Raw genomic sequence first — 12,751 nt, forward strand, 5'->3', positions numbered from 1 at the left:
ATTGCTCCTTGATTCAGGGGTGGGTATGGGGTTGCGGCAGGCGCGCCACCTGGCGCGTGCCGCGCTGCGCCTGCTTGGCGCGGTACATGGCTTCGTCCGCCGCGCCGACCAGCGAAACGGCGTCGATGGCGTGATCGGGGAAGACGGCCACGCCGATGGTCAGCGAGCTGACGATGCTATTGCCGGTGGGCAGCTCAATGGCTTGCGCCATGGCGGCGATGATGTTGTCGGCGATGTGCATGGCGTCGCTGCTGTTGCGCAGCGGCTTGAGCAGGATGGCGAATTCGTCGCCGCCCAGGCGCGCCACCAGGTCGCCCTCGCGCAATTGCTGCTTGATGCGCGCGGCGATCGTCACCAGCACGCGGTCGCCCGAGGCATGGCCGAAGGTGTCGTTGATATATTTGAAACGGTCGCTGTCGAGGAACAGCACGGCCACCTTGCCATTGCCGACCCGCGCTTCGAGGATGGCGCGCTCCAGCTCCGCTTCCATGAAGGCGCGGTTGGACAGGCCCGTCAGGCTGTCGTGGTTGGCGCGGTGCGACAGCGAGGCGTTTTCCTTTTGCAGATGGCTTTGCCATGCTTCCAGTTCGTCGAGCAGGGCATTGAAGTCGTCATTGATCTGGTTCAGCTCGGCAATATTGGCCGGCGGCACGCGCAGTTCGAACGAGCGGTCGCGCCGCACGCGGTGGGCCGTTTCCGCCAGGTGGCGCAGGGGCGACGTGATCTCCGTTTCCATGCTGCGCGACAGGCGCACGGCGACGACGAGGCTGAGCACCAGGCAGGCGAGCAGGCAGGTCAGGCCGCTGAGCAGGAAGGGCAGCAGACTGCGGCTGTGCGGCACCAGCTTGATGCTGCCGATGGCCTGTTCGTTGCGCGTGATGGGGAAGGTCAGCGAATCGGGCAGCATCCAGCCCGTCAGCGCGCGTTCGATATAGTAGCGCGTGCCGTGTTCGCCCCGTTCCCAGCGGGCCAGCACGTTGCCGGCCGTGTCGCTCACCTGCGCCTGGTCGATGTCTTCATTGACGCCGATCAAGGCCAGCGCTTCCTTGGCGGCCATGGAATCGCCAAAGACGACGGCCCCTTCCACCGTGTAGCTCATCGAGCGGGCCACCAGGCGCAGGTTCTGGTCCGAATACACGCGCAGGGCCAGCAGCGCCACGGCTGTCAGGGTCAGTCCGGCAGCCAGCACGGCGATCAGCGACACGCTCAGGTGGGCGCGCCGCAGCACGCTGTCGAGCGTGGGGCGGGGCCGGCGGGCAGGCTTGTTGCTCATCCGGGCGCTCATGGCGGCGGTCCCTTGCGACGTGCAATTTGCAAGGCGTTCGGATGCACGCGCAGGCCGCTGCGGGCGATGGCGTCGAGGTTGACGTCAAAACCGATCTGCGCCTCGGCGAGGCGCAGGCAGAACATGGTGCCCACGGCGCAGGACGTGCCGGGTTCGGCCACCGATAAAATCGGCTTGCCGATGATCTGCGCCAGCAGATGTTCGCGTTCGCCTTCGGGCAGGCTGCCCAGGTAGACGACGTCGCATTCGCTGACAGCGGCGGCTGCCGTCGGGATTTTTACGCGGATGCGCTGGCCCAGGCTGGAAGCGGGCGTGTCGACGATGGCCGCGCCGTAGCGGGGCGCACCGAGCATGCAGACGCGCACTTCCTGGCGCGCCACGGGCCAGCGCACATAACTGATGATGCCAAACAGGACCTGGGCCACTTCGGCGGGACGCCTGGCGTCCGTCGCCGCGCCCGTTTGCGCCCACGCGCACGGGGCCAGCGCCGTGCAGGCCAGCAATGATGCCAGCAGCGAGGCCAGCAGCACGACGAGCAGGGCGGGCGGCGCGGAGCGCTGCCGGTGGCGAGGGAAGGAGGGCACGGCGTCGGTGTCTTTATGCAGGTCGGGTTGCTATTCAACTAGTTACTCAGCAACACAGACTCTACGGAAGTCCCTGTTGAAAGTAAATCACGGCGCTACGCCATAAACCTTGCATTATAAACACGAATGTGAAAACTTGCATTCTTTACCATGAGAATTACTTGTCAACACTGCCGTGGCGTGCCAAAGTGTTGCTATTCTTCCAGTGTCGCTTCCAGCAAGTCGATTTCGCGCAGCAGGCGCAAATGGATGGTGTCGTCCAGTTCGCCCGAGATGCGGCGGCGGAACAGTTCATCCCGCTCCGCATTCAGCGCTTCCAGGCGCAGCGCCCGTTCGGCCTTGGCCAGTTCCTGCAACCGCATCGCTTCGTCGTTGCTGCTTTCGCCATATGCGAGGCGGCGCCGGTAGGCTTCGATCAGGCGGTTGGCCGCTTCCGTGACGACTTGCTGCTTGTCATTTTTGTCGATGCCTTCGCACACTTTTTCCAGCCGCGCGATGGCCGCTTCGGCGGCAGCGGCGCGGGCATTGCGCTCTTCCGTCGAACGGCGCGCGGGCGGCGCGAACACGAGGCCCTTGGTCAGCAGGGGCAAGGTGACGCTGGCCAGCAGCAGCGACAATAAAATCACGCCCATGGCCAGGAAGATGACGAGGTCGCGCGCGGGAAAGCGCGTGCCGTCGGGCAAGAACAAGGGCAGGGTCAGAATGCCGGCCAGGGTCAGCGCACCGCGCACGCCCGCGAACGACGCCACCAGCAGCAGGCGCAGGCTGGGGCGCGCCAGCAGCGCCGCGTCCTTCGGTTCGCCCGCCATTTTCTTGTGGTGCTTGAACAGGGTCAGTTTCATGGAAATGAAGACCCAGAGGAAGCGCATGAAGGTCAGTCCCACCGTGATGGCGATGACGAACAGCGGCAGTTTCCAGGCGCTGCCGGCGCCGATTTCGGCGGAGGCGGCCGGCAAGCCGGCAACGGTGGTGGGCAGCTGCGCGCCCAGCATGACGAAGATCACGCCATTCAAGACCAGTTGCACGGTATCCCACACGGCCTTGCGCTGGGTGCGCGTGGCGGCCAGCGGACGGCCGATCAGGTCGGCGTAATGCATGGACACGCCTGCCGTGGCGGCGGCCAGGATGCCGGAACCGTGGATTTGCTCGGCGCCCAGGTAGGCGGCGAACGGGATCAGGATGCTGATGAGGATTTGCAGGCCCGGCTCTTCGCCGACCTTGCTCACCAGCCATTTATTCGCCAGTCCCACGCCCCACGAGATGGCCAGGCCGATGATGATGCCGCCGCCCGCTTCCTGCAGGAAACTCAGCGAGGCGGCGCCGATGGAAAAGCCGCCCGTCATCATGGCGCCCACGGCAAAAGTGAAGCAGACGAGGCCCGACGCGTCGTTGAGCAGGGATTCGCCTTCCAGGATATGCATCAGGCGCGGCGGGATCGGGTTGCCGGCGGCGATCGCCGACACGGCTACGGGGTCCGTCGGCGAGAGGATGGCGCCCAGCGCGAAGGCGACGGCCAGCGGCACGCTGGGGATCAGCCAGTCGATGAAAAAGCCCATGCCCAGCACGGTAAACAGCACCAGGCCGATGGCCAGCATCAGGATCGAACGGGCGTCGGAAAAGAAGGCGCCCTTGGGGATGCGCCAGCCATCGAGAAACAGCAGTGGCGGGATGAAGAGCAGGAAGAAAATGTCGGGATCGAGCGGCACTTGCACGCCAAACACGGCCAATCCCGTGCCGCCGGCGATCTGGATCAAGGGCAGCGGCAGCTTGACCCAGCGCGAGCGGGCGAGAAAGCCGCACAGGACGACGGTCAGAACGAGGATGAGGATGATGGTAACGGTATGCATGAAGGAGCGGCGGGGTGCTGAAACGCTGATTATAAGGCGCGGCCCGCCTGTAGGCACCGCCTGCGTGTCATTGCGTACATACAACAAGTCACAATCGCGGTAAGATTGTCACTGTGGCCCTGCTGCCGCCGCCGTTCGCCGGCGGCTGGCCGCCTTGCTTGATATCTTTGCTGTTACCCTGGCCTTTACTTTTCACTGGTTCCTGTTTTGCTCAAGAAAATCTTCACCGGACTGCTGCTGTCGCTGGCATTGCTCATCGTGGCGGCCCTGGCCGCGTATCTGTATTACTGGCGCCCCGCGCTGGCGCCCATCGATCCGCCTGCCGCCACGGCATTTTCCCCGCAAGTGGTGGAGCGGGGCCGCATCCTGGCCGGCATGGGCAATTGCGCCGCCTGCCATACGGCCAAGGGCGGCGCCGATTACGCGGGCGGCCACGGCCTGGCCACGCCGTTCGGCACGATCTACGCGACGAATATCACGCCCGACAGGCAAACGGGCATCGGCCGCTGGTCGCTGGCCGCCTTCCAGCGGGCCATGCGCGAAGGCGTGGGCCGCGATGGCGCGCATTTGTATCCCGTCTTTCCGTACACCCATTTCAACCTGGTCTCGGATACGGACCTGACGGCCTTGTACGCGTATGTCATGACGCGCCCGCCCGTGTATGCGGTGGCGCCCGCCAACAGCGTGCCGTTTCCCCTGAACCTGCGCCCCTTGCAGGCGGGCTGGAAGCTGCTGTTTTTCAAGCCAGCGACTTTCCAGCTTGATCCTGCGCAAGGACTGGACTGGAACCGGGGCCGCTATCTGGCCGAAGGCCTGGCCCATTGCGCCGCCTGCCACACGCCGCGCAATGCGCTGGGCGCCGAGCTTGCCGGTTCGTCCTATCTGGGCGCGCCCATCGACCACTGGTATGCGCCGGCCTTGACCAGCGCCAACACGGCACCCTTGGCATGGACGCAAGACGAGCTGTACGCCTTCCTGCGCACGGGGGCGACGGCCCTGCACGGCGTGGCGGCAGGCCCCATGTCGGCCGTCGTGCATGAAGGCATGGGCGCCTCGCCCGATAGCGATATCCGCGCGCTGGCAACGTATTTTGCCGGCGTGGCCGGGGCAGAGCAACGCCAGGTGGATACCGATACCGTGGTAAAGGCCGGCATCGCCCGCTCGCAGAGGGTCAGCCTGGTCGACAATGACCGTGGCGCCAGCCTGTACGTGGCCGCCTGCGCGTCGTGCCACTCGAACAGCGACGGCCATCCCGCAGCCTTGCGCCCGGAACTGAGTTTGAACAGCGCCGTCAGCGCCCCCGATCCCGCCAACCTGATCCAGGTGATTTTGCACGGCATCAGCAAGGATGACGCCATGCCCGGCGTGCTGATGCCCGGCTTTGCCGCCTCGCTGACGGACAACGACGTGGCCCAGCTGGCCGCCTATCTGCGCCGCAGCCGCAGCCATCAGCCGGCCTGGACGAACCTGGAAGCGGCCGTGGGGCGCGCGCGCGCCGGCAAGTAATTCTTGAAAGTTTCTTAAATATCTATGTATAACATTACCGTGAATGGCCAACCCTTCGGCACCGAGGCCGACGCCGAGACGCCCCTGCTGTGGGTGCTGCGCGACGAAGCCCGGTTAAAAGGCACGAAGTTTGGCTGCGGCATCGGCATGTGCGGCGCCTGCACCGTGCACGTGGATGGCCGCGCCATGCGCTCCTGCATCACGCCGATTGCCGCCGTGGCCGGCTGCGCCATCACCACCATCGAAGGCCTCTCGCCAGACGGTACGCACCCGCTCCAGCGGGCGTGGCTCGCGACGCAGGCGCCCCAGTGCGGCTATTGCCAGTCGGGCCAGATCATGCAGGCAGCCACCCTGTTGAAAGACTATCCGCAGCCGACGGATGCGAATATCGATGCCGTCATGAGCGGTAACCTGTGCCGCTGCATGGCATATGTGCGCATCCGCAAGGCCATCAAGCTGGCGGCCGGCATGTCGGAGGCGCCCGGTGTTTAAGCTGCCAAAAGAAACTACCAGTGCCCGTCCCAGCCCGCTGAGCCGGCGCGGTTTTCTGATCGCCGCCGCCGGCACGGGTTTTACCCTGGCCTTCCTGCGGGCCGACAGCTCCTTGGCCGCCGTCAAGGCGGCGCCCGTGCTGCCAAAACAAACCGCCGCGCCCGCGTTCGATCCCGGCATCTGGTTCCAGATCGGCCGCGACGGCATCGTCACCGTCAACATCGCCAAGGCGGAAATGGGCCAGCACATCGGCACGGCCCTGGCGCGCATCGTGGCCGAGGAGCTGGAAGCGGACTGGGACAAGGTGCGCCTGCACTACGTGGACACGGACCCGAAGTGGGGTTTGATGGTGACGGGCGGCAGCTGGTCCGTCTGGCAGAATTTCGATCCGCTCAGCCGTGCCGGCGCGGCCGGGCGCCTCGCGCTCGTCGAGGAAGGCGCGCGCCTGCTGCGCGTGCCCGCGTCCGCCTGCCACGCCAGACTGGGCGTCGTGCATGGCCGGGGGCGCTCGATCAGCTATGGCGACATCGTGCGCCGTGGCAAGCTGGCGCGCCAGTACACGCCCGAGCAATTGAAGGCCATCGTGCTGAAAACGCCGCAGCAGCGCAGCCTGATCGGCCAGCAGGTGCAGGCGCTCGATATCCCCGCGAAGATCAATGGCACGGCCGTGTACGGCATCGATGTGGAAGTCGAGGGCATGCTGTTTGCGCGCCCGAAGATCCCGCCCACGCGCTATGGCTCGAAAGTGGTGTCCATCGATGATACGGCCGCGAAAAAGGTCAAGGGCTATCTGCGTTCGTTCGCCTTGCAGGACCCCAGCGGCACGGTGCCCGGCTGGGTCATGGTGGTGGCTGAAACGTATGCGGCCGCCATGCGCGCGGCCGAGCTGGTGCAAGTGAAATGGCGGGCCGGCGCGGCGGCCCACGTGGCGGAGCAGGATATCCTCAACTATGGGACCAAGCAGCTGGCCGATGCCAGCCTGGGCGCCCGCGTGGTCGATGATGATGGCGTGGAGCAAGCGTTCCACGATGCCAGCCTGCAGCTGGAACGCCACTACACGACCAGCACCGTGCTGCATTTTCAGCTGGAACCGGTGAATGCCGTGGCGCAGGAAATCGACGGTGTCTGGCACATTCATGCGGGCAACCAGTGGCAATCCCTGATCCTGCCCGTGCTGGCGCAAGCGTTGAAGGTGCCCGAGAGCAATGTCATGCTGCACACCTATCTGCTCGGTGGCGGCTTCGGGCGGCGCCTGAATGGCGATTATTGCGTGCCGGCCGCGCTGGCCGCGCAAGCCGTGGGGCGCCCCGTCAAGATGATTTGCACGCGGGCCGACGATGCCCGTTTCGATTCGCCCCGTTCACCATCCGTGCAGCATGTACGCATGGCCTTCGACGACGCCGGCAAGGTGTCGGCGATGGTGCATGAAGCGAGCGCGGGCTGGCCCACGCAAGCCATGATTCCCGCCTTCCTGGCCAAGGATAAGCAGGGCCATCCGTATGACCCGTTCGCCATCGCCGGCGCCGACCACTGGTATACGGTAGGCGCGCAGCGCGTGCGGGCCGTGTCGAACGATCTGGCCAACAGCAGTTTCCGCCCCGGCTGGCTGCGCTCTGTGGGGCCCGGCTGGACGAATTGGGCCGTGGAAAGTTTCATGGATGAGGCGGCGCAGGCGGCCAAGGTCGATCCGCTGGCGTTCCGTTTGTCCTTGCTGCAGGGCACGGGGCGCAACGCGGGCAGCGCGCCGAACGCCGTCGGCGGCGCCGCGCGCCTGGCCCACGTGCTGCAGCGGGTGGCGGACAAGGCAGGCTGGGGCAAGGCCATGCCGCCCGACACGGGCCTGGGCATCGCCGCCACATTCGGCCAGGAACGCGACATGCCCACCTGGACGGCCTGCGTCGCGCGGGTCAAGGTGGACCGCAGCACTTGCATGGTGAAAGTCGAAAAATTGTTCATGGTGATCGACGCGGGCAGCATCGTCGACCCCGATGGCGCGCTGGCGCAGGCGGAAGGGGGCGCCCTGTGGGGCGTGAGCATGGCTTTGCATGAAGGCACGGCCTTCCTGAATGGCGAAGTGAAGGACACCAACCTGAATACCTATACGCCCCTGCGCATGGCCGACGTGCCCGAGCTCGACATTGAGTTCGTTGCCAGCACGGCAACTTCGACGGGCATGGGCGAACCGCCCACGACGGCCGTGGCGCCCGCCATTGGCAACGCCATCTTTGCCGCCGTGGCCTCGCGCGTGCGGCATTTGCCGATTCGCCCGGAAGCCGTGCTGAAGGGGCTGGACCGGCACGGCGCCGTGTAGTCTTGCCATCCTGCTTTCCTGGCGGCGGTGCGCGAACGGCTGCGCAGGAATGGCTGCGGGCTGCTACACTGAGGTTAGCCGCCCCGGGTATGCAGGCTGTGCCCGTCCCGGCAAGATCAGCGTAAAATCAGCGCACAGCTCGACTTCAGCTTTAGCTTGATCCCAGCTCGATTGCGGAGGCAACCATGCAAGAACAATTTGTCAGCATTACGGCCGATGAACTTCAACTGGATGGCGTGCTTGAAATGCCCGAGCGGCCGGTCGGCATCGTCCTGTTTGCCCACGGCGCAGGCGCCGACAGCGACTACCTGGGCGCCTCCAGCCACGCCACTTCCCAGGATTTCTTGCGAGCGGGTATCGCCACCCTGCGCTTCGACCAGGGCGGCGTCGGGCCTGGCGGCGGCAGCAATGGCCACGCCTATTTCGTGCGCAGCGATATCGTGCTGCTGGCGCGCCAGCTGGAAAAAGCCCTGGGCTGGCTGCAGATGGACGCGTCCACGCGGCGCTTGCCCTGCGGCTTGTATGGCTATGGCACCAGCGCGGCCGTCGTCATGCAACTGGCGGCCTGGCGCAGCGCGGAAATCGCCGCGCTGGCCGTGTGCGATGGCCAGGTGGAAATGGCGGGCAAGGCGGCGCTGGAAAATGTGCGCGTGCCATCGTTGCTGATCGTGGGCGGGCGCGATCCCGACGTGGCTGGCCTGAACCGCATGGCGTTCGCCACCTTGCGCTGCGACAAACAACTGGAACAGATTGCCGCACCCGGCGGCCCCGACACGCGCCACCAGGCGGCCTTGCTGGCCACGGACTGGTACACGCGCCATTTCAACGGGCATACCAGCACGTCGCAGTAGCGCGGCAGATCAGGCGGCGCGCAAGTTCTTCGCATGGAAGCGCACATGCTCTTCCATGAAGCTGGCGATGAAGTAATAGCCGTGGTCATAGCCGGCATGGCGGCGCAGCTGCACAGGCTGGCCGGCGTCGCGGCACGCCGCTTCGAAGATGTCGGGGTACAGTTGCTCGGGCAGGAATTTGTCGGCCAGGCCCTGGTCGATCAAGATGCCTTCGGGAAATGATGCTGGCTGGCCCTGCCGGCCGCGCATCAGCGCGCTGGCGTCGTACTGCTGCCAGCTGGCTGTATCGCTGCCCAGGTAGCCTGTAAACGCCTTCTTGCCCCACGGACATTGGCTCGGTGCGGCGATAGGGGCGAAGGCGGAGACGGAGCGGAACAGTTCCGGGTTGCGCAAGGCCAGCACCAGTGCGCCATGGCCGCCCATCGAATGGCCGAAGATGCCCGTGCGTTGCGCATCGATCGCCAGTTCCTGCTCCAGCAGGGCGCGCAATTCCAGGATGTAGCTGTACATGCGGTAGTGGCTGCTCCACGGCGCCTCGGTGGCGTCCACGTAAAAGCCCGCGCCCACGCCGAAATCCCAGGATTCGCTCTCGCCCGCGATGTTCGCGCCACGGGGGCTGGTATCGGGAGCGATCAGGATGAGTCCTTCTTCTGCCGCCACGCGCTGCGCGCCGCCCTTGATCATGAAGGTTTCTTCCGTGCAGGTCAGGCCGGCCAGGTAAAACAGGGCGGGACGTTTGGTGCTGACCGTGGCGCCTGGCGCCGTGTCGGGAATGAAGGCCGAGAAACGCATGGGCAAGCCGATGGCTTGCGCGTCGTGGCGATAAAAGCGTTGTACGCCGCCAAAACAGGCGTGTTCACTCAACAGTTCCAGCATGAATTCTCCTCGTTAATCTCACAGTATAGCCAGAGTGGCAGGCGGCTGGAATAGCAGAGCGGCAAGCACGCGTCACCACTTGCAGCCGCTGTCGCCCGTTGCGCCTTTCAGCAGGAAGGGCAGCTTGGTCAGGCCGGCGAATTCCACATTGCCCAGCCGCGGCTTGTAATCGTTGTCGCATTTGGGCCGCGCGGCGCTGGCGATGGCTTGCGCCGTCCTGTCGCTGGACGTCAGTGCTGGCCCGGTGATGGATGGGCCAGTCTGGCGTGCCGCTTCCCTGGCCTGGCGTTTCAAGGCGTCAAGGTCGAGCGCAGCGGGAGGCGGCAATGCGGCTGCCACGTCGCCAGCGGCAGCGGGTGCGGGCATTGCTGCGGACACCGGCGCGGGCGTGATGGCTACCGTATGCCGGGGCCGTGCCTGGCTTTTTGAGATTGCTGGCGGCAGGGGTTGCGCGGGCGGCGTCACGGGGGCCAGCAACAGCAGTTGGGTGCTGCGCTGTGGCAGCAACGGTGGTGCCGGAAGCTTGTTTGAACGCAGCACTTGCCATAGCAGCACATGCAGCAGCACGGCGATGCCGGCACCGGCCAGCATGCGTGCCGATTCCCGTGGCAACGGCGGGGGCGCCATCAATCGAGCATGGCCGCGACCAGCGGCAGGATGTCCTGTGCCGGCGCTTCGGTCTTGAATGCCAGCAAATGGTCGGCGCGCGTCTTGCCCAGGTTGATGGCGGCCACGGGCTTGCCCGTTTCGGCCGCCATGCGGCACAGGCGAAAGCTCGAATACACCATGACGGATGAACCCACCACCAGCAGGGCGCCAGCTGCCATCATCTTGCGCTCGGCTTCGGCCGCGCAGGCGGCGGGCACGCCATCGCCGAAAAACACCACGTCCGGCTGCAGGGTGCCGCCGCAGCGGGGGCAGGCGGGCACGTGGAAGGTGGCCAGTTGCATTGGTTCCAGCAAGGCATCGCCATCGGGCGCCGGCGTGGCCGTGGCGCCCAGCAGCTGCGGATTGTCGCGTTCGAGCTGATCCTGGATCAGGCGGCGCGTGTGGCGGGTATGGCAATCGAGGCACACGACGCCATGTATGCTGCCGTGCAACTCCGTGACGGCCGCGCTGCCCGCTTGCTGATGCAGGCCATCCACGTTTTGCGTGACCAGGCCGCCTATTCTCCGGCGCTGCGCCAGTTGCGCGATGGCCAGGTGACCGGGATTTGGCGTCGCGCGCGCCAAGGTCGGCCAGCCCACCATGCTGCGCGCCCAGTAGCGGCGGCGCACGGCTTCCTGGCGGCGAAAATCGGGACCTTGCACGGGGGCGTTGCCGCGCCGCACGCCTTCCGTGTCGCGGTAGTCGGGTATGCCGGACGCCGTGCTGATGCCGGCGCCCGTCAGCAGCAGCACGTCGGGATGGCGCTGCAGGAACTGCGCCAGCTGATCGAGGGCGTGGTGGCTGCTGGCTGGCTGCTGGCTGGCGAAGGAAAAATTTTGCATGATGCGCCATGCTAACCGAAAAGCAGGGCGCCGTTGCAAGGGCGATATTTACTCCAGTTTCATGCCGAAGCGCTGCAGCCGCGGCTGCCAATGTTCCTCGATATTGGCCGAGACGAGGATGCGCTCGGCCTTGCCGATCAGCAATGCACGGGGCACGAAGCCGAAATAGCGCGAGTCGGCGCTGTTGTCGCGGTTATCGCCCAGCATGAGGAAATGGTCGGCCGGCACCGTCACGGGGGCAAAGCTGCGCCGCGCGCCAGCGATTTGCGGCAAGACCTGGATGCGGTGCTGCTCGGTCTGGTTGCGTTCGCTGATGCGCTGGGCCGTCAGTTGGCCCACGTGGGCGATGGTTTCCGGCGCCGTGTCGAGCGCCGTGTACTGGGCAGGCTGGCCATTGATGACCAGCTGCTCATTGCGCATTTCCACCGTGTCGCCGGGCAGGGCGATGATGCGCTTGATCAGGCGCGTGCCGTCTTTCGGCGAAGAAAAGGTGACGATGTCGCCCCGCTGTGGTTCGCCCAGGCGCTGCAGCACGATATCGGTGAGCGGTACTTTCAGGTTGAAGGCCAGGCGGTTGACGAAAACCACGTCGCCTTCGAGCAGATTGGGGCGCATGGACGCCGACGGTATCGGATTCCAGTCCGCCACGGCCGTGCGGAACACGCCGAACAGCAGGAGGAACATCAAAAAACCTTTGTTGGCGCGCATCCATGTGCTCATGTCGGCTCTTTCGCTGGGCTGTGCCCGTGATGGTGAAGGGAGGCGCCATTGCTGCTGGCGACCTATTCACGATGCACGGCGAGGCTGAAGCCAGTCTTAAATGGCGCCAATGCGGCCACCAATGCGTAGCTGAATGGCGGGGATGGCGTACCGCTGTTGCGTGCACGCATCACTACGCCGGTTTCAGCGATGCCGGCGCTTGTCGTGCAGGCCATCCCACAGCTCACCGAGCGCCGTCATCCATGGTTTGCGTGTTGCGCCGTTCAAAATACAGCAGGTCCGACCAGGCATCCTGGAAGCGCATGGCTTTTTCCGAGCGGCCATACTGGTGAAAGCCGTTGCGCTGCATGACAGCGACGGAGCCCAGGTTTTGCGGCCGCGCCGTCGCTTCCAGGCGCCACAGTTCCAGTGTGCCGAACGCTTCTTCCAGCAGCAGGGCGACCACGCGCGTGGCGTAGCCGCGTCCGCCGAACCGTTCGCCGATGCGGTAGCCGAGCGTTGCCTTGTTGAAATAGGGGCGCGTGACGGCCGTCAGATTGACCCGGCCGATGATTTGCCCGTCCAGTTTTGCCAGGTACTGGTAAGCGAGGTCTTGCTGGCGCTCGCGCTGCGCCTGCTCGATGGCGGCGGCGATGGCTTCCGGGTGGTAGTAGGATGGCGCGCGCGCCGTGACCCAGTTTTCAAAATACGCGCGGTTTTCCAGTTCGAAGGCCAGCAAAGCGGGAAGGTCGCTGCTGGCCGGCGGGTGTAGCTGAAGGCGGTCGAGGTCTGGCATGGGAGCGTGTCGAA

The 12,751-nt window shown here is 65.6% G+C and carries 12 protein-coding genes; 4 read left to right on the forward strand and 8 right to left on the reverse strand.

Going from position 1 to position 12,751, the window contains the following annotated elements; all coding sequences use genetic code 11:
- Positions 1-13 precede the first annotated feature (13 nt).
- From BLT98_RS19165 to BLT98_RS19175, 3 genes are all read right to left on the reverse strand, one after another.
- Positions 14-1,285, reverse strand: coding sequence for a diguanylate cyclase DgcN/YfiN (locus tag BLT98_RS19165; protein ID WP_034782885.1), 1,272 nt, complete (start codon positions 1,283-1,285; stop codon positions 14-16).
- Positions 1,282-1,869 carry a regulatory sequestration protein YfiR gene (locus BLT98_RS19170; protein WP_244517581.1) on the reverse strand — a complete coding sequence of 196 codons (588 nt, stop codon included), beginning with the start codon at positions 1,867-1,869 and terminating at the stop codon, positions 1,282-1,284. The genes BLT98_RS19165 and BLT98_RS19170 overlap by 4 nt, the downstream gene beginning before the upstream one ends.
- 194 nt (positions 1,870-2,063) lie before the next feature.
- Positions 2,064-3,716: a Na+/H+ antiporter gene (locus tag BLT98_RS19175; RefSeq protein ID WP_034782883.1), complete on the reverse strand. Its 1,653-nt coding sequence runs from the start codon at positions 3,714-3,716 to the stop codon at positions 2,064-2,066.
- Between the two features lie 207 nt (positions 3,717-3,923).
- On the opposite strand from BLT98_RS19175, the gene BLT98_RS19180 reads away from it, so the two are divergent.
- The 4 genes from BLT98_RS19180 (at position 3,924) to BLT98_RS19195 (ending at position 8,876) form a co-directional block, all read left to right on the forward strand.
- Positions 3,924-5,222 (forward strand): cytochrome c, encoded by a 1,299-nt coding sequence (locus tag BLT98_RS19180; RefSeq protein WP_092610526.1) that lies wholly within the window; start codon positions 3,924-3,926, stop codon positions 5,220-5,222.
- A 24-nt stretch (positions 5,223-5,246) separates the two neighbouring features.
- Positions 5,247-5,714 carry a (2Fe-2S)-binding protein gene (locus BLT98_RS19185; RefSeq protein WP_092610530.1) on the forward strand — a complete coding sequence of 156 codons (468 nt, stop codon included), beginning with the start codon at positions 5,247-5,249 and terminating at the stop codon, positions 5,712-5,714.
- Positions 5,707-8,025: a xanthine dehydrogenase family protein molybdopterin-binding subunit gene (locus BLT98_RS19190; protein ID WP_092610533.1), complete on the forward strand. Its 2,319-nt coding sequence runs from the start codon at positions 5,707-5,709 to the stop codon at positions 8,023-8,025. The genes BLT98_RS19185 and BLT98_RS19190 overlap by 8 nt, the downstream gene beginning before the upstream one ends.
- A 185-nt stretch (positions 8,026-8,210) precedes the next feature.
- Positions 8,211-8,876 (forward strand): dienelactone hydrolase family protein, encoded by a 666-nt coding sequence (locus tag BLT98_RS19195; protein WP_052140159.1) that lies wholly within the window; start codon positions 8,211-8,213, stop codon positions 8,874-8,876.
- Positions 8,877-8,885: 9 nt separating this feature from the next.
- Here BLT98_RS19195 and fghA read toward each other — a convergent pair whose 3' ends face one another.
- The 5 genes from fghA to BLT98_RS19220 form a co-directional block, all read right to left on the reverse strand.
- Positions 8,886-9,752: an S-formylglutathione hydrolase gene (gene fghA / locus BLT98_RS19200; protein WP_092610536.1), complete on the reverse strand. Its 867-nt coding sequence runs from the start codon at positions 9,750-9,752 to the stop codon at positions 8,886-8,888.
- Positions 9,753-9,824: 72 nt separating this feature from the next.
- On the reverse strand, positions 9,825-10,379 hold the full coding sequence (locus BLT98_RS19205) for a hypothetical protein (RefSeq protein ID WP_099393204.1): 555 nt from the start codon (positions 10,377-10,379) through the stop codon (positions 9,825-9,827).
- Positions 10,379-11,242, reverse strand: coding sequence for an NAD-dependent protein deacetylase (locus BLT98_RS19210; RefSeq protein WP_092610543.1), 864 nt, complete (start codon positions 11,240-11,242; stop codon positions 10,379-10,381). The genes BLT98_RS19205 and BLT98_RS19210 overlap by 1 nt, the downstream gene beginning before the upstream one ends.
- Before the next feature lie 48 nt (positions 11,243-11,290).
- Complete coding sequence (gene lepB / locus BLT98_RS19215) at positions 11,291-11,962, reverse strand: signal peptidase I (RefSeq protein WP_034782876.1); 672 nt, start codon at positions 11,960-11,962, stop codon at positions 11,291-11,293.
- A 223-nt stretch (positions 11,963-12,185) separates the two neighbouring features.
- A complete protein-coding gene (locus BLT98_RS19220; protein ID WP_092610546.1) occupies positions 12,186-12,737 on the reverse strand; it encodes a GNAT family N-acetyltransferase in 552 nt (183 codons plus the stop codon).
- Positions 12,738-12,751 lie beyond the last annotated feature (14 nt).

It is taken from the genome of Janthinobacterium sp. YR213, assembly GCF_900099875.1.
GTDB lineage: Bacteria > Pseudomonadota > Gammaproteobacteria > Burkholderiales > Burkholderiaceae_D > Janthinobacterium > Janthinobacterium lividum.